The organism is Dietzia sp. NPDC055343, assembly GCF_053645265.1.
Genome location: NZ_JBSHMJ010000026.1, coordinates 1 through 20,868 on the forward strand (window position 1 = coordinate 1; position 20,868 = coordinate 20,868).

Genomic DNA, 20,868 nt, shown 5'->3' on the forward strand with positions numbered 1-20,868 from the left:
CACGGCTGCTCGATCGTTATGGGCAGGCATTCGCGTCGACGATCACCGCGGGCGCGGCGATCGCCCTCGGGGTGGGTATCGCCGCGGAAGTTCACCGACGGCTGCTGAACGATTACGTCGAGATGATCCCGCTGGGTGAACGACATGCGCAGCAGGTCGATATGACGATCATGTCGATCGTCGTACTGGTCGTCGCCGCGTTCATCGTGTTCTCTGTGCTCGTGGTTCCGTTCGCCGTGTCCGGGGCGGTCCGTGAACAGCGTCGCATCGCAAGTATCCGTGCCACAGGTGCGCACCACGTCGGCACGCTCGGCCGGGTAGGACACTGCCACCAGCGAGTCGCCGGCCTGTGCCAGTTCGACGTGACGGTTCGATTCGGGGACGGCGACGGTGTGCGGGATGTGGCGGCGCAGATGGCCACGTCGCCCACCCGGGTGCCGTTGCCGGGTACGAAGGTGGTGGTCATCGTCAGCCCTCCGACGGCGGCCGACATCCAGCCGCGCCCGGCTCGCGCACGATCACGCAGACACGCGACCACCGCGCCCGAGGCCCTTCTCATCGAACCGGACCCCACCCATGTCATCGCGTTCGATCCGAATGTCGAACGCTATACAGAGTCGAGTGGCGCAGGGGGCGCGTAGGAGCGTCCTCGTAGCAGCAGGGTCCTGACACACGACGAGGGCCCACCGCGCATCAGTGACGATGCTGGTGGGCCCTCGGAGCCGCGTCGCGTCAGCGTTGGCCGACGCGGGGCTGGGGACCTCTCATCCGGAGAGGGCCGGGGTGCCTCAGAGCTGGTCGACAGCCTTGGCGAGCGCCGACTTCTTGTTGGCGGCCTGGTTCTGGTGGATGACACCCTTGCTGGCCGCCTTGTCGAGCTGACGCGAGGTCGCGACCAGCAGGGCGCCAGCCTTCTCCTTGTCGCCGGCCTCGGTGGCGGCGCGGAGGCTGCGGATGGCGGTACGCAGAGCCGACTTGGTCGACTGGTTGCGGAGACGGCTGCGCTCGTTGGTGCGGTTCCGCTTGATCTGGGACTTGATGTTGGCCACTCGTCACACCTTTTTGTCGTGTGTCGACGGCTCCACGAGGGGATCCCGCCGATCGGATGTCTTGTCGTCTTTGTCCTTGTGGACGCGCTGAACGCCGTCCGGTGGACACCGACGGCCCACTTTACCAGCGGGCGCGTCACCGGCCAAAACGCGACCGGCGCGGCGTCAGCGCCAGCCGTAGTCGCGACGGAGCCGGTCCGCCACGCGGTCGAACGCGTCCCTGGGGCAGATCGCGCCCTCGCGCCGGATGCCCTGTTCGGGCACATCCAGCACGCGGTCGAGACGCACCCAGCTGGGGCGTCCCTCCGAGTCCCAGGGCCCGCTGCCGAGCCCGAGCCAGCCGTTGTCGTCGTCGCGCTTGGACCGGGACGACAGCTGGAGGCCGAGCAGACGATCCCCGTCCCGACCCACCACCAGGACCGGACGGTCCTTGCCGCGACCGTCGTTCTCCTCGAACGCCACCCACGTCCACACGATCTCGCCGGGGTCGGCGTGACCGTCCAGGTCGGGGGCGTAGGCCAGGGTGCGGGCGCGGCTGGAGGTGGGCGCGGTGGTGGTGGTCGCGGGCCGGCCCGCCTCGGCGTTCCGCGACCCCAACGCGGGGGATCCTCCGCGCTCGTCGAGCTGCTTCCGTACCGCTTGGGCGACCGTCGGCCCGTACTTGCGTCCCATGTGGACTGCCTTGCGACCCACGCGGGCCCAGTCGATAGCCATGCGGCCAAGGGTAACGGCCGACGCCCGCGCCATGACTGCCTCGACCGCTCGCTTCCCGGGCGACGGCGCCGTCGATGCGGTGCGCACGGGCCGATACGTGATGAGTGTTCCGGGCGCGGTCGTGTGACAATGGGGTGATCGTCCGGACGTACCGCAATCCAGCCGCACCCGGGCCCGCCTCCAGGAGTGATCGAGATTCCCAACTTCGCAGAGACGACGTTCACCGATCCGGCCAGGATCAGGAACTTCTGCATCATCGCGCACATCGACCACGGCAAGTCGACCCTGGCCGACCGCATGCTGCAGCTGACCGGTGTGGTCGAGGAGCGCCTCATGCGCGCCCAGTACCTCGACCGGATGGACATCGAGCGCGAACGCGGCATCACCATCAAGGCGCAGAACGTCCGCCTTCCGTGGGTGCCACGCTCCGGTGCGCACGAGGGCGAGGAGATCGTCCTGCACATGATCGACACCCCCGGCCACGTGGACTTCACTTACGAGGTCTCCCGCGCGCTGGAGGCGTGTGAGGGCGCGATCCTGCTGGTGGACGCCGCGCAGGGGATCGAGGCGCAGACCCTGGCCAACCTCTACCTGGCCATGGAGAACGATCTCGAGATCATCCCCGTGCTCAACAAGATCGATCTGCCGGCCGCCGACCCGGAGCGGTTCGCCGAGGAGATCTCCCACATCATCGGTTGCGAGCCCGGCGATGTCCTGCGCGTGTCGGGCAAGACCGGCGAGGGTGTCGAGGCGCTCCTGGACAAGCTCTGCGAGACCATCCCGGCCCCGGTGGGGGATCCTGACGCCCCGGCCCGCGCGATGATCTTCGACTCCGTCTACGACACCTACCGCGGCGTCGTGACCTACGTGCGTGTGGTCGACGGATCGCTCACCCCGCGCGAGAAGCTGACCATGATGTCGACGGGCACCAACCACGAGCTGCTCGAGATCGGGATCATCTCGCCGGAGCCCAAGGCGACCAAGGGACTCGGGCCGGGCGAGGTGGGATACCTCATCACCGGGGTGAAGGACGTCCGCCAGTCCAAGGTCGGCGACACGGTGACCAGCGCCCGCGGCGGCGCGACCGAGCCGCTGCCCGGTTACGCCGAGCCCAACCCGATGGTGTTCTCGGGCCTGTACCCGATCGACGGCTCCGACTACCCGGTTCTGCGGGACGCGCTGGACAAGCTGCGGCTCAACGACGCGTCTCTCGACTACGAGCCGGAGACGTCGGTGGCCCTGGGCTTCGGCTTCCGCTGTGGCTTCCTCGGCCTGCTGCACATGGAGATCACCCGCGACCGGCTCGAGCGCGAGTTCAACCTCGACCTCATCTCGACCGCACCGAACGTGGTGTACCGGGTGATCGCCGAGGACGGCTCGGAGCACCAGGTGACCAACCCGTCGTACTGGCCCGAGGGTAAGCACCGCGAGATCTATGAGCCGATCGTCAAGTGCACGATCATCGTGCCGAGCGAGTTCGTGGGCACCACCATGGAACTGTGCCAGTCCAAGCGCGGCGAGATGAAGGGCATGGACTACCTGTCCGAGACGCGCGTCGAGCTGCGATACATCCTGCCGATGGGCGAGATCATCTTCGACTTCTTCGACTCGCTCAAGTCCCGCACCAAGGGCTACGCGTCGATGGACTACGAGGAGGCCGGCGAGCAGCTGGCGGATCTGGTCAAGGTCGACATCCTGCTGCAGGGCGAGGCCGTGGACGCGTTCAGCGCGATCGTGCACCGCGACTACGCGCAGGGCTACGGAAACAAGATGACCGTGAAGCTCAAGGAGCTCATCCCGCGCCAGCAGTACGAGGTGCCGGTGCAGGCCGCGATCGGCTCCAAGATAATCGCCCGCGAGAACATCCGCGCGATCCGCAAGGACGTGCTCTCCAAGTGCTACGGCGGCGACATCAGCCGTAAGCGCAAGCTGCTCGAGAAGCAGAAGGAGGGCAAGAAGCGCATGAAGTCCATCGGCCGGGTGGACGTGCCGCAGGAGGCCTTCGTGGCAGCCCTGTCCTCGGACACGAGCTCGGACAAGAAGTAGGGGCACTTTCCTGCCCCGGGGCGGTCGGTCACACCGGCCGCCCTTCGGTGTCGTCGCCCGACCTCCCCGGGCAGTCCACCTAGGCGCGGGCGCGGTGGCGTCGTACTGCCGACCGGTTATTGCACCGCGGCGAGCAGTAGGTTTTGCGTCCGTTGCGGGTGGTGTCGGCGAAGACGTCCTCGCAGTCGTCCGCAGCGCACCGGGACAGCCGGTCGATGCCGCGCTCGGTGAGGTGCAGCGCCGTGCCGACGGAGAACATGGCGGTGAGCAGGCGGGCGAAGCTGACGTCGTCGGCGCGGTAGTGGACGTGCCAGTGACCGTCGTGGTCGGTCAGGCGGGGCGGCCCGGCGTGCTCGGCGAGGAGGGTGTTGAGCGCCTCGGCGCGGGCACGGGGATCGGTGGTGTCGACGACGACGAGCCATCCGTCCAGGAACTCGTCGACCTCCGCGAGTTCTTCCTCCCGGGCTTCACGGTCGATGGTCACGCCGGCTTCCCGGCAGCGGTCCACGAGTTCGCGGGCGCTGCGGGGGCGGCGGTTGGCCAGGTCGGCGGCCAGGGTGACCGGATCGGCGCCGTAAGGGTTGATATACACAAACCGATTACAGCACAGTTGTCGGCATGCCCCAGACCTTCGCGCAGCTCGCCGCCTCTCCGGCGCTCGGCATCCCGGTCTGGGTGCTGCTCGCGCTCGTGCTGGCGGCCTTCGTCGCCGGGTGGGTCGACTCGGTGGTCGGCGGGGGTGGGCTGATCCAGCTGCCCGCGCTGGTCATCGCGCTACCCGCTGACGTCTCGACGCCCGAGGTGCTGGGGACCAACAAACTGTCCTCGGTGGCGGGCACGCTCGTCGCCACCCTGACCTACCTGCGCAAGATCCGGGTTCCGGTGGCCATGGTGGCGCCACTCGTGGCCGCGGCGTTCGCGGGCTCGGCCGCAGGATCCTCGGTCGCACGCTTCATCCCCAAGGAGCTGCTCACGCCGATCGTGCTGGTCGCGGTGATCGTGGTGGGCACCTACACGTGGCTCAAGCCGAACCTGGGCCGCACCCATGCCGAGCGCTTCAGCGGCTGGGCCAGGGCGTGGCGGTCCGCGGTGATCGGGCTGGTGATCGGGTTCTACGACGGCGTGTTGGGGCCGGGGACGGGCTCGTTCTTCGTGATCGCGATCGTGGCGTTCCTGGGTTTCGGCTTCCTGCAGGGGACCGTCGCGGCCAAGCTCGCCAACCTCACCACCAACATCGCGTCCATCCTGGTGTTCGGGCTGCACGGAGAGCTGCTGTGGGTGATCGGCGGTTGCATGGCGGTGGCGAATCTCGCCGGCGGCTTCCTCGGGGCGCGGATGGCCATGCGCCATGGCAACGAGTTCATCCGGAGGGTGTTCCTGCTGGTCATCGTGATCCTCGGGGCCAGGCTCGCCTGGGACACCGTGTCCACGTGGGTGTGAGCCCGTGTCGCGCCGTCCGTAGACTCGCGGTCATGACCACCCCGAGCCCCGATGCCCCGCTCCACCCGCTGCTCGACGAGTCGTCACTGCCGTACGGGCTGCCGGACTTCGCCGCCGTCCGGGACGAGGACCTGGAGCCGGCGATCCGGGCCGCGATCGACGACCACGCGGCCGAGGTCGCCGCCATCTCCTCGAGCCCGGAGGCGTCGACCGTCGAGAACACGGTGATCGCGCTGGAACGCTCGGGGCAGGCGCTGCACCGCGTGCTGTCGGTGTTCTACGGGCTGCTCGGGCCCGACGCGACGCCCGCCCGGCTCGATGTGGACCGCGTGGTGTCCCCGCTGCTGGCCGCGCATCACTCGGCGGTCATGACGGACCCGGTCCTCTACGCCCGTGTAGACGCGGTCGCCGCGGCGCTCGAGGCGGGAGAGCTGGATGTCGACGACGAGACCGCCCGCCTCATCCGGCGCCACCACCGGGACCTGCTCCGTGCCGGCGCGGCCCTCGAGGACGGGGCCCGCGCCCGCCTGACCGCGATCGACACCCGGTTGGCCGAACTGACGACGGAGTTCGGCGAGAACCTCCTGGCCTCCACTACGGAACTGGCAGTACCGGTCGCCGACGAGTCCGAGCTCGCGGGGCTTCCGGAATCCATGCGCGCGTCGCTGGCCGCCTCCGCAGAGCAGGCCGGTCTCGAGGGCTGGCTGATCCCGCTGGGTCTGCCCACGGTGCAGCCGATCAGCGCCTGGCTCGACGACGCCGGACTGCGCGGACGCGTCATGGAGGCATCGATGAAGCGGGGCTCGACCGCGGGACACGACAACACCCCGATCGTCCTCGAGATCGTCCGGCTGCGTGCCGAGCGGGCCGAGCTGCTGGGCCTGCGCTGCCACGCCGACCACGTGCTCGCGGTGGAGACCGCCGAGACACCCGAGGCCGCCCGCGGGCTGCTGATGGACGTGGTGGACGCCGCGGTGACCAACGCCCGCAACGAGGCCAAGGACCTGCTCGGCGGCGAGGACCGTTCTCTCGACCCGGCGGACTGGGCCTGGGAGTCGGAGCGTCTTCGTTCCGAGCGCTACAGCGTCGACGACGCGACGGTGCGCCCCTACTTCGAGCTGGAGACCGTGCTGCGGGACGCTGTGATGTACTCCGCCGAGCAGCTGTACGGCCTGCGTTTCGCCGAGCGGCCCGACCTGGCCGGCTACCTGCCCGACGTCCGGGTGGTCGAGGTGTTCGACGACGAGCGGTCCGAGCGGGACGCCGGCATCGGCCTGCTGCTACTGGACTACTACGCGCGACCCACCAAGCGTGGCGGAGCCTGGATGACCTCGTTCCGGGACCAGTCGAGGCTCCTCGACTCCCGCCCGGTGATCGTCAACGTCATGAACCTGTCCCGTCCGGCGGAAGGGGAGCCGACGCTGCTGACGATGGACGAGGTCACCACGATGTTCCACGAGTTCGGGCACGCCCTGCACGGGCTGCTCTCCGACGTGGAGTACCCCGTGTTCTCGGGCACGTCCGTGCCCCGCGACTTCGTGGAGTTCCCCTCCCAGGTCAACGAGATGTGGGCTCGTCGTCCCGAGATGCTCGCCCATTACGCCCGGCACCGGGAGACCGGCGAGCCCATCGCGGCGGAGCTGGTCGAACGGATGCGGGAGGCGGAGCGCTTCGGTGAGGGGCAGGCGACCGTGGAGTACCTCGCGGCCGCGCTGCTCGACCTGGCGTGGCATTCGTTGACCCTCGAGCAGGCGCGCGAGGTCACCGACGTCGATGCGTTCGAGTCGAAGGTCCTGGCTGATGCGGGCCTCGACGTGCCGGGGATCGAACCGCGCTACCGGTCCCGCTATTTCCAGCATGTGTTCGCCGGCGGTTACTCGGCGGCCTACTACTCCTACTTCTGGGCCGAGGTCCTCGACGCGGATGCCGCCGAGTGGTTTGTCGAGAGCGGGGGACTGCAGCGTTCCTCCGGTGACGCGATGCGCCGCGAGGTGCTCTCCCGTGGTGGTGCCATCGACTTCCTGGACGCCTATCGGAGCCTACGCGGGAGCGACCCGGATCCGGCGGCGCTGCTGCGTCGTCGCGGACTGGACTCCTCCGTGGTCGGTGGCCGTGAGGCCGCCGCCGCAGGGCGATCGTAGGATCGGTACGTGTCAGCGTTTCTGCAGTTCTGGGACAGGGTCGAGCTCTGGCTCGTCACCCTGCCCTTTCCGCTGCAGGTGGTGATCATGCTCGCGATGGGGATTCCGCTGTTCCTGGCCACCGCGGTGCTGGTCGAGAAGGTCGCAGACGTTCTCGTGCACCGGTTCCGGGTGCTCGTCGCGTCCCGGCCCGCCGAGACCGGGAAGGAGGTCCGCTGATGCCCCGGTCACGTGTCACCCTCGCTCTGATCCTGCTGATCGTCTTCGTCGTCATCGCCTGGTTCCTCATCGAGGTTCTCTGACCTCGCGCGGCGGTCGGCCGGACCACCGCCGTGGAGTCGATTCCGGAAGTACACTCCCGTCATGCAGCGTTTAAGTGGACTTGACGCCAGTTTCCTGTATTTCGAGACCCGGTCTCAGCTTCTCCACGTGTGTGGGTTGATCGTTCTGGACGTCTCGGAGGTTCCCGGCGGCTACACCTTCGACAACCTGCGTACCGAACTCGCGCGCCGGGTCACCGGCATGCCGGCGTTCCGGCGCAAGCTGCACGATTCGATGCTCAACGTCGACCACCCGGTGTGGGTCGAGGACGAGAGCTTCGACATCGATCATCATCTCCAGCGGATCGGATTGCCCGAGCCGGGGGACGATCATGAGCTCGCCGAACTGTGCGCGCACCTGGCCAGCCAGCCGATCGATCGCTCGATGCCGCTGTGGCAGATGTACGTCATCGAAGGTCTGTCCGACGGCCGGGTCGCGGTGTTCGCCAAGATGCACCATTCGACGGTCGACGGCGTCACCGGCGCCAATATGATGTCGCAGCTGTGCACGCTCACCCCTGACAATCCGGCGCTGGACGCCGACCTGGTCAAGGAGACCGCCGGGGGCTCGGGGGCGCTCGAGCTGGCGGTGGGGGGTGCACTCTCGCGTCTTGCCACCCCGTGGCGGCTCGCCTCCCTGCTGCCCGGGACCCTCGGCGTGCTGCCGTCCTGGATCAGCCGCGCCCGCAAGGGGTTGGCGATGCCGGCTCCGTTCACGGCCCCGCGGACCCCGTTCAACCGGACGATCACCGGCCACCGCACCATTTCGTTCGCGAGCGTGGACCTGGACGACATCAAGCGGGTCAAGAACGCGTTCGGAACCACCGTCAACGACGTGGTGCTCGCCATCACGTCCACGGCCCTGCGCAAGTACCTCGACGGGCAGAACGCGCTGCCGGCGAAGCCGCTCATCGCGATGGTCCCGATGTCCGTCCACGCTGCGGAGTCCCGCCCCGGCACCAACCGCGTGTCCGGGATGTTCATGTCGCTGTCCACCGACATCGACGACCCGGTCGAGCGCCTCGAGGCCATCCGCGACGCCAACGTCGTGGCCAAGGACCACACCAACGCACTCGATGCCAACCTGCTGACCGACTGGGCGCAGTTCGCCGCCCCCTCGGTCTTCGGGTCGGCCGTTCGGATGTACTCGCGGCTGCGGCTGTCCGAGCGCCACCCGGTGGTGCACAACCTGGTCATCTCCAACGTGCCGGGGCCCAACATCCCGCTCTACTTCCTGGGTGCCCGCATCGAGCAGATGCTGCCGCTGGGTCCCGTCTTCCACGGTGCGGGACTGAACTGCACGGTGATGTCGATGGACGGCAGGCTGCACTTCGGATTCATCGCGTGCAAGCGCTCCGTACCCGATCCGTGGCCACTCGCCGACGCCGTCACGGAGGCGTTGGCGGAGTTCGTCGAGGCCGCCGCCGAGCGTGAGCGCAGCGGCGCACCCGCCGTGGAGAAGAAGACGGCTACAGAGTTGGCGGCAGACCGTCGTGCGCAGCGAAAGGCGGCTCGCCAGTCGGCGAAGAACTCGGCGAAGGTGGAGCCCGCGCCGAAGAATCCGGCCAAGAAGGCGCCCGCCAAGAAGGCCCCGCCCCGCAAGGCCTCGCCCGCAGCGGCGCAGACGACCCCGGCCGCGGATACCACGGCGGATTCACCGGAGGCCCCGGCGGCCTCGACCCCTGCGAAGAAGGCCGTCGCCACGAAGACGCCGGCGAAGAAGGCCGCCACCTCGAAGACCCCCGCGAAGAAGGCCGTCGCCACGAAGGCCCCGGCGAAGAAGGCGGCCACCTCGAAGACCCCCGCGAAGAAGGCCGCCGCCACGAGGACGCCCAGGAAGGTGTCCGAGTCCAAGCCGGTGGCGCAGAAACCCGCGCCCGCGGCCACGCCTGTCGCGCAGAAGCCCGCCGCCGGGACCAAGCCCGCCGCCGAGACACCAGGTCGGCCCGCACCCGCGGTCGCGGAGTCCGCGTCGAAGTCGGTTACTCCCGCCACTCCCCCCGCACAGAAGCCGACCGGTTCCAAGCCGACCGGCGCGGCACCGGCCGCGGCCTCGTCGTCTGTGGCGCCCTCCGCGACGCCGGCCCGCCCCGAGGCTCGAGGTGAGACCGGCTCGACCCCCGACACCGGTCAGGCGTGACCGCCGGCGTGGACCCGGCGGGACTCGCGCTCGCCCCACCTGAACGCGATCCCGCCTCGCCGTTCGGGATCTACCTTCACGTCCCGTTCTGCTCGACGCGGTGTGGCTACTGCGATTTCAACACCTACACCGCGGGCGAACTGGGCTCCGCCACCTCGCCCGTCGACTGGGAGAGGGCCGCGGCCATCGAGATCGAACGGGCAGCCGACGTGCTCGCCCGCTCGGGCACCGCGCCGAAGGTGGACACGGTATTCGTGGGCGGTGGCACCCCCTCCCTCGTCGGGGCCGACGTCCTGGTGGGTCTGCTCGACCGCATCGATTCCGCGTTCGGCCTGGCCCCCGGCGCCGAGGTCACCACGGAGAGCAACCCCGAGTCCACCTCGCCAGAGTTCTTCACCACACTGCGCGAGGGTGGATTCACCCGCATCTCGCTGGGCATGCAATCGACCTCTGCACGCGTGCTGCAGATCCTCGACCGCGCGCACACCCCGGGGCGCCCACAGGAGGCCGTCGCCGAGGCCGTCCGGGCGGGGTTCGAGCACGTCAACCTCGACGTCATCTACGGGACGCCCGGAGAACGCGAGGACGATCTGGCGCGCACTCTCGATGCGGTGGTCGATGCCGGCGTGGACCACGTCTCCGCCTACTCGCTCATCGTCGAGGACGGTACGGCCCTCGCACGACGAATCCGTCGCGGCGAGCTGCCGAATACGGTCGACGACGTCCTGGCCGACCGGTACGAGCAGGTGAGCGAGCGACTGTCGCGCGCCGGCTTCCGCTGGTACGAGGTCTCCAACTTCGCGACGGGCGAATCCGGATACTGCCGCCACAACCTGGGCTACTGGCGTGGTGGCGACTGGTGGGGCGTCGGGCCGGGAGCCCACTCCCACGTGGCCGGCGCGCGCTGGTGGAACCTCAAGCACCCCGCCCGGTACGCGGCCGCCTGCGATGCCGGCGATCTCCCCGTCGACGGCGGCGAGAGGCTCACCGACGAGGACCGTCACATCGAACTGATCATGACCGCGCTCCGACTGGCCGAGGGGCTCGGGGACGAGGCGTTCACGGCCGAGGAGCGGGCACGCGCGGGCGAGCAGGTCGCGGCCGGCCTGCTGCGGCGGCGCGGGACCGATCACCCGGGCGGGCCCGGCTTCGCGCTCACCGAGGCGGGCAGACTGTTGGCTGACGGAGTCGTCCGCGACATCCTCCTCTGAGGAGAACACGCCCGGGCTCGCCTAGAATCGGGCCCATGCAGCGGGTGAATCGGGCCCGTGCCGCGGGCGAGGTCGTAGACACACAGCACCGGAGAACTGGAAGGAGGGCGGTCCATGTCGAGCGCATCAGACCGTAGGACCGACGTTCTGCGGGCCATCGTCTCGGACTACATCGCCTGCCACGAACCGGTCGGCTCCAAGGCGCTCGTCGACCGGCACGCACTGGGAGTTTCCAGCGCGACCATCCGCAACGACATGGCGGTGCTGGAGGCGGAGGGGTTCATCGTGCAGCCCCACACGAGCTCGGGACGCGTGCCCACGGAGAAGGGCTACCGCCACTTCGTCGACTCGATCGAGGAGATCACGCCGCTCTCGCGAGCCGAGCGCAAGGCCATCCGGGCCTTCCTCGAAGGCGCGCTCGACCTGGACGACGTGCTCCGGCGGGCGGTTCGGCTGCTGTCGCAGCTCACCCGCCAGGTCGCGGTGGTCCAGTACCCGGTCCTCGACCGCTCGACCGTGCGGCATCTCGAGGTCGTGAGTCTGACCCCCACGCGGCTGCTGCTGGTCCTCATCACCGACACCGGCCGCGTCGACCAGCGAACCGTCGAGCTCGCGGCCCCGCATACCGAGGAGCACCTCGCCGAGATCCGGACCCTGCTCTCCGAGGCCGTGGCCGACAAGCGTCTCGCGGACGCCTCCGCGGCACTCACGGCCACGGGGGAGCAGGCCCGGCCGGCGTACCGCGACGCGGTGGAGCGTTGCGTCACCGTGCTCGTGGACACGCTCGTCGAGCACCCGGACGACCGGATCGTGCTGGGCGGCACCGCCAACCTCACGCGGAGCGCCGCCGACTTCGACGGCTCCCTGCGATCGGTGCTGGAGGCGCTGGAGGAGCAGGTCGTGATCCTGCGTCTGCTCACCGCCGCCCAGGCCGTGGGCGCGGGCGGGCCGGGCGGCGTCACCGTGCAGATCGGCGCCGAGACCCAATCTGCCGAGATCCGCGGCGCGTCGGTGGTCTCCTCGCAGTACGGCGCGGAGGGCCACGCGTTCGGCGGCATGGGGGTGCTGGGACCCACCCGGATGGATTATCCGGGAACAATCGCCTCGGTCGCCGCTGTTGCCCACTACGTGGGCGAGATCCTCGGCGGGCGCTGACCCCCGTACTCTCTTCCAGGAGCCGCGGCGTCGAGCAGGCGGCACCACGAGCACGAACAGTCTTCTTGAACGAAAGGTCAGACGTGTCACGCGACTACTACGGGACCCTCGGGGTCGATAGGGGCGCCTCGGAGACCGAGATCAAGCGCGCCTACCGCAAGCTCGCCCGCGAGCTCCACCCTGACGTCAACCCGTCGGACGAGGCGCGTGAGCGGTTCAGCGAGATCACCGCGATCTACGAGGTCCTCACCGACCCGGAGAAGCGACGCATCGTCGACATGGGCGGGGATCCGCTCGACTCCGGCGGCGGCGGTGGCGGTTACGGCGGCGGATTCGGCGGTGGCTTCGGTGGCGGCCTCGGCGACGTGTTCGAGGCCTTCTTCGGTGGTGCCGGCGGCGGAGGCGGCGGCCGGGGCCCGCGCAGCCGGGTCCAGCCCGGTTCGGACGCGCTCATCCGGGTGAACCTGACCCTGGACGAGTGCGCGACAGGCGTCACCAAGGAGATCAAGGTCGACACGGCGGTGCTGTGCGAGACCTGTCACGGCAAGGGCTCGGCCTCCGATGCGCCGCCCGCCACCTGCGGCATGTGCCAGGGCCAGGGCGAGATCCAGTCCGTGCAGCGCTCGCTGCTGGGCAACATCATGACCAGCCGCCCCTGCCCGACGTGCGCCGGGACCGGCGAGATCATCACCGATCCGTGTGGTGACTGCACCGGTCAGGGCCGCGTCCGCAAGCGTCGCACCGTGTCCGCCAAGATCCCCGCCGGTGTCGGCGGCGGCATGCGGATCCGGCTGTCCGGCCAGGGCGAGGTGGGCCCCGGCGGCGGGCCCGCCGGGGACCTGTACATCGAGGTCAACGAGCGCACGCACCCGGTGTTCGTACGCGACGGCGAGGACCTGCACTGCACCGTGCGGGTCCCGGTGGTCGACGCGATGCTCGGCGGCACCGTCGAGCTCGAGACCGTCATCGGTGACCCGATCGAGATCGAGATCCCGGCCGGCACCCAGCCCGGCCACACCGTCACCCTCACCGACCGCGGCATGCCGCGCGTCCGAGGTGGAGGTGCAGGCGACCTCACCGTGCACATGGAGGTCGTGGTGCCCGAGAAGCTCGACCGCAAGCGCCGCGACCTCGTCGAGCAGTTGCGTCGCCTGGACGGCGATTCGGCCGAGGTCGTCAGCGAGGACACCGCCCGCCGCGGCGGTCTGTTCTCCCGCCTGCGCGACGCGGTCGCCGGGCACTGACGCCCTGTGACCCCGTCGCTGTTCCGGGTGGAGGCCGTCCCGGCCGTGGGTGAGACCGTCGTGCTCGACGGCCCCGAGGGGCGTCACGCCGGTAGCGCGCTGCGGCTCCGCCCGGGGGAACCGATCCGCGTCGGTGACGGCCGTGGGGCCGTGGCCGACTGTGTGGTGACGACGACGAGCCCGGGCGTCGTCGAAGCCGAGGTCGGCACCCGGACGGACGTCCCGCGCCCCGTCCCGGAGGTCACGGTTGTCCAGGCCCTGCCCAAATCGGAACGCTCCGAACTGGCGGTGGAGCTGGCGACCGAGGCCGGCGCCGACCGGATCGTTCCCTGGCAGGCCGAGCGCTGCGTGAGTCGCTGGGCCGGCGCCAAGGTGGGTAAGGGCCGCACCAAGTGGGCGAACGCCGCGCGGGCCGCCGCCAAGCAGTCGCGGCGGGCCCACGAGCCCGAGATCGGTGAGCTGCTCGACTCGGCAGCCCTGGCCCGGCTCGTCGCCGAGGAGGCGGCCGCCGGAACACGCGTGCTGATCCTGCACGAGGAGGGGGCCGTGCCGTTCGCGGACGCGGTGACCGCCCCGACTCACGGGGCCCACGGGCGGCCGATGAACGTCCTCGTCGTCGTCGGGCCCGAGGGCGGCGTCTCCGACGCCGAGCTGGAGGCACTGACCGGCGCCGGCGCACGCCCCGTCGTACTGGGACCGGAGGTCCTGCGCACCTCCACCGCCGCGGCCGTCGCGTTGGGGGCGCTCGGCGTTCTCACCCCGAGGTGGGCCGGTGCGGGTACTACACTCGGGGCAACCGCACCACACCACGGGAAGTGATCCACGTAAGCACCCCAGACAGCGATACCGTCCGCACGGCGGTCCAGCTCGACCCCGACCTGGCGATGGCGGTGCTCGGCGCCGCCGACACCAACCTCCGCACCCTCGAGGAACTTCTCGACGCCGACCTGCACGTCCGGGGCGGCACCATGACCGTCTCCGGCCATCCGGAGGCGGTCGACACCGCCTCCCGCGTCGTGTCGGACCTGCTGCGCCAGGCCCGCAAGGGCGTGGAGATCACCCCCGCCTCTGTGCGTCGATCGGTCGAGATCCTCGCCGGGTCCGGTCCGCTGACCGCCGAGGAAGTGCTGGGCACCGACGTGCTCTCGCGCCGCGGCGGGATGATCCGGCCCAAGACGCTCGGCCAGAAGCGGTACGTCGATGCGATCGACGAGCACACCATCTCCTTCGGGCTCGGCCCCGCCGGCACCGGTAAGACCTATCTCGCCATGGCCAAGGCCGTCGCCGCGTTGCGCGCCAAGGAGGTCAGCCGCATCATCCTCACGCGGCCCGCGGTGGAGGCGGGGGAGCGGCTCGGCTACCTGCCGGGCACGCTGCACGAGAAGATCGACCCGTACCTGCGGCCGCTGTTCGACTCGCTGCACGACATGATGGACCCCGAGACAATCCCCAAGCTCATGGCGGCCGGCGTGATCGAGGTGGCGCCGCTGGCGTACATGCGCGGGCGCACGCTCAACGACTCGTTCATCGTGCTGGACGAGGCCCAGAACACCACGCCCGAGCAGATGAAGATGTTCCTCACGCGCCTGGGCTTCGGGTCCAAGATCGTCGTGACGGGCGACATCACCCAGATCGACCTGCCCGGCGGGCAGCGCTCCGGCCTGAAGGTGGTGCGCGAGATCCTCTCCGGGGTCGAGGGCATCCACTTCTCGGAGCTCACCTCGAAGGACGTGGTCCGGCACGCGTTGGTGGGCCGGATCGTGGACGCCTATGCCAAGCACGAAGCCCGCCTCGAACGGGGCCAGAACGAGACCCGGTCACACCGGAACACCGAGCCGCACAGGAACAGGGAGCAGCGCCGCCGATGAGTATCGAGGTCGCCAACGAGTCGGGTGTGGAGGTCGACGAGGCAGAGCTCGTCGACGTGGCCGCGTTCGTGATCGCCCGGATGGACGTCCACCCGGCCGCCGAGTTGTCCATCACGCTCGTCGACAAGGACACCATGGCCGATCTCCACGTGACGTGGATGAACCTGCCCGGGCCGACCGACGTGATGAGCTTCCCGATGGACGAGCTCACCCCCGGCGGACGCCCGGACCTGCCCGAGCCGGGGCCCGCCATGCTCGGCGACATCGTGCTGTGCCCGGCGTTCGCCGCCGACCAGGCCGCCAGCTCCGGGCATCCGCTCGCGCACGAGCTGGCGCTGCTCACGGTCCACGGCTGCCTGCACCTGCTCGGTTATGACCACGCGGAGCCCGCGGAGGAGCGGGAGATGTTCGGGCTGCAGAACGAGCTCCTGGCCGAGTGGTACGACCATCGGGACGAACGCCCGGCGGGGGACGCCTGAGTCGTGGACGAGACGATCCTCGCGGCGGTCGGCGCCGTCCTGCTCATCCTCACCGCCGGTCTGTTCTCCGCTCTCGACGCCGCACTGAGCACCGTGTCGGTGGCGCGCGTGGAGGAGATGGCCAAGGAGGGCCGGTACGGGGCGGCGCGGTTGTCCACGATGCTGAAGCAGCGGCCCCGCTACATCAACGTGGCGGTGCTGGTCCACGTGCTGAGCCTGGTGGCGACCGCCGTGCTGTTCACCGTGGTGTTCAATGACGTCATCGACTCCGCGGCGTGGGCACTGGTGACCGCCGCGGCCGTGACCACGGTCGCGGCCTATGTGGTGGCCGGGGTCGGGCCGCGCACGCTCGGCCGTCAGCACGCCTACTCGATCGCACTGGGCTCGGCCGTACCCATGACGGTGGTGGGGATCGTCCTCGGGCCGGTCGCCCGGTTGCTGGTCGGCGTGGGTAACGCCGTCACCCCGGGTGGCGGCTTCCGCAACGGCCCGTTCGCCACAGAGATCGAGCTGCTCGAGATCGTGGACATGGCGCGGGAGCGCGGGGTAGTCGCGGATGACGAATCCCGCATGATCCAGTCCGTCTTCGAACTCGGCGACACCACGGCGCGGGAGGTCATGACGCCGCGCACGGAGATGGTGTGGATCGAGTCCGACAAGACCGTCGGCCAGGCCGCGCGCCTGACGGTCAAGTCCGGCTACTCGCGGATCCCGGTCGTGGACACCGAGAATTCCGACGACGTGGTGGGCGTGGTGTACCTGCGCGACATCGTGGCGCGCCTCGACGACCCGGACGGCCGGGCGGCACCGGTCGCCGAGGTCATGCGGCCGGCGGTGTTCGTGCCCGACGCCAAGCGGATCGACGACCTGCTCTCGGAGATGCAGCGCGACCACAACCACCTGGCGATCCTCGTCGACGAGTACGGCGGGACCGCCGGCCTGGTGTCCATCGAGGACATCCTCGAGGAGATCGTCGGCGAGATCGTCGACGAGTACGACACCACCGAGGTGCCTCCTGTAGAGGAGATCGGGGCCGGCCGGTACCGGCTGTCTGCGCGGCTGGGCCTGGACGAGGTGGCCGACCTGTTCGACATCGAGTTCCCGGGCGAGGTCACCGAGGAGGTCGAGACCCTCGGAGGGTTGCTCGCCCTGGAGCTCGGGCGCGTCCCGCTGCCGGGCGCACGCGTGGTCTGCACGGGACTCGACCTGCGCGCCGAGGGCGGGCACGACCGGCGGGGACGCGTGAAAGTGGTGACCGTGGTGGCCGAGCGCGCCGCCGTGGAGAAGACCGGTAGTGACGACGACGAGGAGAACAGATGAGCACGCCCGAGGGGTTCCGCAGTGGGTTCGTCAGTTTCGTCGGACGTCCCAACACCGGTAAATCGACGCTGACCAACGCGCTGGTGGGGGAGAAGATCGCGATCACCTCGTCGCGCCCCCAGACCACCCGTCACGCGATCCGCGGCATCGTGCACCGGGAGAACGCCCAGATCATCCTCGTGGACACCCCCGGCCTGCACCGGCCCCGCACCCTGCTGGGCGAGCGACTCAACGCGTTGGTGGAGGAGACCTTCTCCGACGTCGACCTGATCGGGATGTGCTTCCCCGCCGGTGAGCGGATCGGCCCCGGCGACAAGTGGATCCTCGAGCAGGTCCGCGCCCTGTGCCCCACGACGCCGGTGATGGGCCTGGTGACCAAGATCGACTCGGTCTCCAAGCAGAAGGTCATGGAGCAGCTCGTCGCCGTGTCGAAGTTCCTGGGCCCCGAGGCCGAGGTGGTCCCCGTGTCGGCGGTCTCGGGAGAGCAGGTCGACGTGGTGGCCGAGGTCATCGCCTCATTGCTGCCGGAGGGGCCGCAGTTCTATCCCGACGACATCATCACCGAGGAATCCGACGAGTCCCGGATGGCCGAGCTCATCCGTGAGGCGGCGCTCGAGGGCGTGCGTGACGAACTGCCACACTCGATCGCGGTGACCATCGAAGAGGTCCTGCCGCACGAGGGCCGCGACGACATGGTGGACGTGCACGCGACCGTGTACGTCGAGCGCCAGAGCCAGAAGGCGATCGTCCTGGGCCCGAAGGGCGCCCGCATGCGCGACGTCGGCACGCAGGCCCGCGCCGGGATCGAGAAGCTACTGGGCACCAGGGTCTATCTGGATCTGCACGTCAAGGTGCTCAAGGAGTGGCAGCGCGATCCCAAGATGTTGGGGCGGCTCGGCTTCTAGGCTCCGGCCGCCGCCAGTGGGATGATGAACCTTCGCGCGGACGCCGAGTGCCGCCACACCGATGCCGAGAGGAGACCGGGATGCATCCCTTCACCGACACCGGTCTCGTCGTGCGTACCTACGACCTCGGTGAGGCCGACCGGATCGTCACGCTGCTGACCGAGCAGCACGGACTGGTCCGCGCGGTCGCCCGGGCGGTGCGCCGCACCCGCTCACGCATGGGCGCGAGCCTCGAGCCGTTCGCCGTGGTGGAGGTGCAGATCGCGCCCGGCCGTGGCCGGAGTGGGCTGGGGACGGTCCGCCAGGCCTCGAGCCGGGAGTCCCTGGCCCGCCCGCTCGTGGCCGACTATCCCTCGTACACCTCCGGATGCGTGGTCCTGGAGACCGCGGAACGACTCGCAGGCGAGGAGGGGGCTCCGACCCCGCGGTTGCTCGGCCTCGCCGTCGGCGCCCTGCGCTCCCTCGCGGAGCAGCGACGTTCCCCGGGGCTGGTCGCCGACGCCTTCCTTCTGCGTGCCATGTCCGCCTCCGGCTGGGAGCCGGTCCTGGACTGCTGCGTGCGCTGCGGCGTGGTGGGGCCGCACCGGGCGTTCCACGTGCCCTCCGGCGGCACTGTGTGCGTGCACTGCCGGCCGCAGGGGTGTGCGATGCTCTCGCCCGGCGTCGCCGAGCATCTCGCGGCGCTGATGGCCGGGCAGTGGGAGGCCGTCGCGGTGTCCTCGCCCGCCGTCGTCCGGCAGGCCTCCGGGATCGCCGCGGCCCACCTCCAGTGGCATCTGGAGCGTGACCTGCGCAGCCTGCCCCTCGTCGACCGCGGCGCGGGACACTCCACGCCGCACGCGATCGCCCGTGACCACAGGGAGGAGTCCAGTGCCCGGACTGCCCAGATTTCGTAAGCGCTCCGCCACGGCGGGCACCACGGCGGCGGTCGCGGGGGAGCGCGCGGCCGTCCGGCCACCGACGCCGCACCCGTCCGGGGCCACGCCTCCCGCGATCCCCGCGGAGTTCGTGCCCGGCCACGTCGCGCTGGTCATGGACGGGAACGGTCGCTGGGCCCAGGAGCGCGGACTGCCACGCACCGAAGGGCACAAGCGGGGCGAGGCCGTCCTCATGGACGTGGTCCAGGGATGCATCGAGCTGGGGGTCCCGTACCTGTCCGCGTACGCCTTCTCCACCGAGAACTGGAAGCGCAGTCCCGAGGAGGTGCGCTTCCTCATGGGCTTCAACCGGGACGTGCTCCGGCGGCGCCGCGACGAGATGAACGCGCTCGGGGTGCGGGTCCGCTGGGCGGGACGACGCCCCCGACTGTGGAAGTCGGTCATCTCGGAACTCGAGGAGGCCGAGGAACTCACCCGGGACAACACGGTGATGACGCTGGCGATGTGCGTCAACTACGGTGGTCGCGCCGAGATCGTCGACGCCGCGCAGGCTTTCGCCCGACGGGTGGCGGCCGGTGAGATCTCGCCCGACGACCTCTCCGAGGACGACTTCGCGCAGTACCTGGACGAGCCGGACATGCCCGACGTGGACCTGTTCCTGCGGCCGTCCGGCGAACTGCGCACGTCGAACTTCCTGCTCTGGCAGAGCGCGTACGCCGAGTTCGTCTTCCAGGACACCCTGTTCCCGGACTTCGACCGGCGTGACCTGTGGGCCGCGTGCCTGGAGTACGCCGAGCGCGACCGGCGCTTCGGCGGCGTCACCCCACCCTGAGGCCCCGGCCGGCGTGGTCGCCCGGTGGTCGGCCCGGGTCGATCACGCCCGGCCCGGGCCGAACCGGGTCAACCGGCCCGGGCGGCGCACTCGGCGCAGAGGCCGAACAGTTCCACGGAGTGGGTGACGTCGGTGAACCCGTGGGCGAGGCCGGCGCTGCGCGCCCACATCTCGACCTTGGGTTCCTCGACCTCGACAGTGAAGCCGCATTCCCGGCACACCAGATGATGGTGGTGCGAATCCGAGCACTTCCGGAAGATCAGTTCGCCGGAGTCGGTGCGCAGCACGTCTACGGCGCCGGCATCGGCCATCGACTGCAACGTCCGGTACACGGTGGTCAGGCCGATCGCGTCGCCTTTGTCGCGCAGCTCCGCATGCAGGTCCTGGGCGGACCGGAATCCCTTGGACTCGTCGAGCAGGGCGGAGATCGCACTGCGTTGCCTTGTGGAGCGCACACCAATCGGTTTGTCGGGGGTGGTCACTGGAGATCATCCTTCCCCGGCGTGGTCGACCGCCGCCTCGACGATACTCAGCAGGTGCTCGTCGAGCAGTTCGTAGCGCATCTCGCGTCCCTGCCGGTGTGAGGAGACCACCCCGGAGGACTTGAGCACCTTCAGGTGCTGACTCACGAGCGGTTGGGTCACCCCCAGCGCGTCCACGAGTTCGTGCACGCAGCGGGGGCCGTCCTTCAGTTGGAGCACGATCGCGATTCGCAGCGGCGCGGACAGGGCCCGTAGCAGATCGCCCGCCGCCGACATCACCGGCGCGGACGGGAGCGGCACCGGGGCGGCGTGGAGCCCGGACTCGTGCACGTCCGCGACCGGCTCTCCGCCGGCCGTCCGCTGTGACCCGGGTGCCATCTTCTCCACTCTCCGGACTGGGCGACCGGCAGGTCGCAGCCGATGTCGTTTCGGGCAGGGGACCCCAGTATCCCAGACCCGGAGTCCGTACCGGATACCCTGGGGACAAGTGCCCGGGCGCCGGCCCGTGCCGAGGTGATCCACCCCGACACCTCCGCCAACCGACTCACCAAAGGGAGAACCCCCGACGTGGCAGCCTCAGCTTCCGTCATCGACACCGTCGTCAACCTCTGCAAGCGCCGGGGACTGGTGTACCAGAGCGGCGA

The 20,868-nt window shown here is 69.9% G+C and carries 20 protein-coding genes and 1 pseudogene; 16 read left to right on the top strand and 5 right to left on the bottom strand.

What is annotated here, in order from left to right:
- Positions 1-641 (top strand): hypothetical protein (locus ACWIE7_RS12900; protein WP_454069423.1); only part of this gene is annotated, 641 nt, incomplete at its 5' end.
- Between the two features lie 147 nt (positions 642-788).
- Here the strand turns inward: ACWIE7_RS12900 and rpsT are convergent.
- Both rpsT and ACWIE7_RS12910 read right to left on the bottom strand, forming a co-directional pair.
- Complete coding sequence (gene rpsT, locus ACWIE7_RS12905) at positions 789-1,049, bottom strand: 30S ribosomal protein S20 (protein ID WP_230929566.1); 261 nt, start codon at positions 1,047-1,049, stop codon at positions 789-791.
- Positions 1,050-1,214: 165 nt separating this feature from the next.
- A complete protein-coding gene (locus tag ACWIE7_RS12910; protein ID WP_452099395.1) occupies positions 1,215-1,763 on the bottom strand; it encodes a type II toxin-antitoxin system PemK/MazF family toxin in 549 nt (182 codons plus the stop codon).
- A 186-nt stretch (positions 1,764-1,949) separates the two neighbouring features.
- Here ACWIE7_RS12910 and lepA point away from each other — a divergent pair, with 186 nt between their 5' ends.
- Positions 1,950-3,809: a translation elongation factor 4 gene (gene lepA / locus ACWIE7_RS12915; protein ID WP_454069424.1), complete on the top strand. Its 1,860-nt coding sequence runs from the start codon at positions 1,950-1,952 to the stop codon at positions 3,807-3,809.
- A 79-nt stretch (positions 3,810-3,888) separates the two neighbouring features.
- On the opposite strand, the gene ACWIE7_RS12920 is transcribed toward lepA, so the two are convergent.
- Positions 3,889-4,401 carry a CGNR zinc finger domain-containing protein gene (locus tag ACWIE7_RS12920; protein WP_452099397.1) on the bottom strand — a complete coding sequence of 171 codons (513 nt, stop codon included), beginning with the start codon at positions 4,399-4,401 and terminating at the stop codon, positions 3,889-3,891.
- A gap of 26 nt (positions 4,402-4,427) precedes the next feature.
- On the opposite strand from ACWIE7_RS12920, the gene ACWIE7_RS12925 reads away from it, so the two are divergent.
- From ACWIE7_RS12925 to ACWIE7_RS12990, 14 genes and pseudogenes are all read left to right on the top strand, one after another.
- The gene (locus tag ACWIE7_RS12925) at positions 4,428-5,249 is read left to right on the top strand and encodes a TSUP family transporter (protein ID WP_454057131.1); all 822 of its coding nucleotides are present in this window, start codon (positions 4,428-4,430) and stop codon (positions 5,247-5,249) included.
- A gap of 32 nt (positions 5,250-5,281) precedes the next feature.
- Positions 5,282-7,390 (top strand): M3 family metallopeptidase, encoded by a 2,109-nt coding sequence (locus ACWIE7_RS12930; protein WP_454057130.1) that lies wholly within the window; start codon positions 5,282-5,284, stop codon positions 7,388-7,390.
- Between the two features lie 9 nt (positions 7,391-7,399).
- Positions 7,400-7,609: a hypothetical protein gene (locus ACWIE7_RS12935; protein WP_344989714.1), complete on the top strand. Its 210-nt coding sequence runs from the start codon at positions 7,400-7,402 to the stop codon at positions 7,607-7,609.
- A 144-nt stretch (positions 7,610-7,753) separates the two neighbouring features.
- A pseudogene (locus tag ACWIE7_RS12940) lies at positions 7,754-9,142 on the top strand (WS/DGAT/MGAT family O-acyltransferase); the annotation flags it as partial.
- A gap of 716 nt (positions 9,143-9,858) precedes the next feature.
- Complete coding sequence (gene hemW, locus ACWIE7_RS12945) at positions 9,859-11,061, top strand: radical SAM family heme chaperone HemW (protein WP_454069443.1); 1,203 nt, start codon at positions 9,859-9,861, stop codon at positions 11,059-11,061.
- Positions 11,062-11,175: 114 nt separating this feature from the next.
- Entirely contained in the window at positions 11,176-12,216 is a 1,041-nt protein-coding gene (gene hrcA / locus ACWIE7_RS12950; RefSeq protein WP_230929559.1) for a heat-inducible transcriptional repressor HrcA, read from the top strand.
- Between the two features lie 83 nt (positions 12,217-12,299).
- The gene (gene dnaJ / locus ACWIE7_RS12955) at positions 12,300-13,460 is read left to right on the top strand and encodes a molecular chaperone DnaJ (protein ID WP_454057129.1); all 1,161 of its coding nucleotides are present in this window, start codon (positions 12,300-12,302) and stop codon (positions 13,458-13,460) included.
- A 6-nt stretch (positions 13,461-13,466) separates the two neighbouring features.
- Entirely contained in the window at positions 13,467-14,279 is an 813-nt protein-coding gene (locus tag ACWIE7_RS12960; RefSeq protein WP_454069425.1) for a 16S rRNA (uracil(1498)-N(3))-methyltransferase, read from the top strand.
- A 65-nt stretch (positions 14,280-14,344) separates the two neighbouring features.
- Complete coding sequence (locus tag ACWIE7_RS12965; RefSeq protein WP_230929604.1) at positions 14,345-15,328, top strand: PhoH family protein; 984 nt, start codon at positions 14,345-14,347, stop codon at positions 15,326-15,328.
- A complete protein-coding gene (gene ybeY / locus ACWIE7_RS12970) occupies positions 15,325-15,807 on the top strand; it encodes an rRNA maturation RNase YbeY (protein WP_230929556.1) in 483 nt (160 codons plus the stop codon). Before ACWIE7_RS12965 ends, ybeY begins: the two co-directional genes overlap by 4 nt.
- Positions 15,808-15,810: 3 nt before the next feature.
- The gene (locus ACWIE7_RS12975) at positions 15,811-17,127 is read left to right on the top strand and encodes a hemolysin family protein (protein WP_454069426.1); all 1,317 of its coding nucleotides are present in this window, start codon (positions 15,811-15,813) and stop codon (positions 17,125-17,127) included.
- Positions 17,124-18,032 carry a GTPase Era gene (gene era / locus ACWIE7_RS12980; protein ID WP_452099402.1) on the top strand — a complete coding sequence of 303 codons (909 nt, stop codon included), beginning with the start codon at positions 17,124-17,126 and terminating at the stop codon, positions 18,030-18,032. Before ACWIE7_RS12975 ends, era begins: the two co-directional genes overlap by 4 nt.
- A gap of 80 nt (positions 18,033-18,112) precedes the next feature.
- Positions 18,113-18,928 carry a DNA repair protein RecO gene (gene recO, locus ACWIE7_RS12985; protein ID WP_454069427.1) on the top strand — a complete coding sequence of 272 codons (816 nt, stop codon included), beginning with the start codon at positions 18,113-18,115 and terminating at the stop codon, positions 18,926-18,928.
- Positions 18,903-19,742 (top strand): isoprenyl transferase, encoded by an 840-nt coding sequence (locus ACWIE7_RS12990; protein ID WP_454069428.1) that lies wholly within the window; start codon positions 18,903-18,905, stop codon positions 19,740-19,742. The genes recO and ACWIE7_RS12990 overlap by 26 nt, the downstream gene beginning before the upstream one ends.
- A gap of 68 nt (positions 19,743-19,810) precedes the next feature.
- On the opposite strand, the gene ACWIE7_RS12995 is transcribed toward ACWIE7_RS12990, so the two are convergent.
- Together ACWIE7_RS12995 and ACWIE7_RS13000 are read right to left on the bottom strand one after the other, a co-directional pair.
- Positions 19,811-20,224: a Fur family transcriptional regulator gene (locus tag ACWIE7_RS12995; RefSeq protein WP_230929552.1), complete on the bottom strand. Its 414-nt coding sequence runs from the start codon at positions 20,222-20,224 to the stop codon at positions 19,811-19,813.
- Positions 20,225-20,230: 6 nt separating this feature from the next.
- Positions 20,231-20,602 (bottom strand): ArsR/SmtB family transcription factor, encoded by a 372-nt coding sequence (locus tag ACWIE7_RS13000; RefSeq protein WP_454069429.1) that lies wholly within the window; start codon positions 20,600-20,602, stop codon positions 20,231-20,233.
- Positions 20,603-20,868: the final 266 nt, after the last annotated feature.

Excerpts from the sequence above, each read along its gene's own strand:
- ACWIE7_RS12910 (WP_452099395.1), bottom strand. The coding sequence starts at position 1,763 with ATGGCTATCGACTGGGCCCGCGTGGGTCGCAAGGCAGTCCACATGGGA.
- ACWIE7_RS12925 (WP_454057131.1), top strand. The coding sequence starts at position 4,428 with ATGCCCCAGACCTTCGCGCAGCTCGCCGCCTCTCCGGCGCTCGGCATC.
- ACWIE7_RS12930 (WP_454057130.1), top strand. The coding sequence starts at position 5,282 with ATGACCACCCCGAGCCCCGATGCCCCGCTCCACCCGCTGCTCGACGAG.
- hrcA (WP_230929559.1), top strand. The coding sequence starts at position 11,176 with ATGTCGAGCGCATCAGACCGTAGGACCGACGTTCTGCGGGCCATCGTC.
- ACWIE7_RS12965 (WP_230929604.1), top strand. The coding sequence starts at position 14,345 with ATGGCGGTGCTCGGCGCCGCCGACACCAACCTCCGCACCCTCGAGGAA.
- ybeY (WP_230929556.1), top strand. The coding sequence starts at position 15,325 with ATGAGTATCGAGGTCGCCAACGAGTCGGGTGTGGAGGTCGACGAGGCA.
- era (WP_452099402.1), top strand. The coding sequence starts at position 17,124 with ATGAGCACGCCCGAGGGGTTCCGCAGTGGGTTCGTCAGTTTCGTCGGA.
- recO (WP_454069427.1), top strand. The coding sequence starts at position 18,113 with ATGCATCCCTTCACCGACACCGGTCTCGTCGTGCGTACCTACGACCTC.
- ACWIE7_RS13000 (WP_454069429.1), bottom strand. The coding sequence starts at position 20,602 with ATGGCACCCGGGTCACAGCGGACGGCCGGCGGAGAGCCGGTCGCGGAC.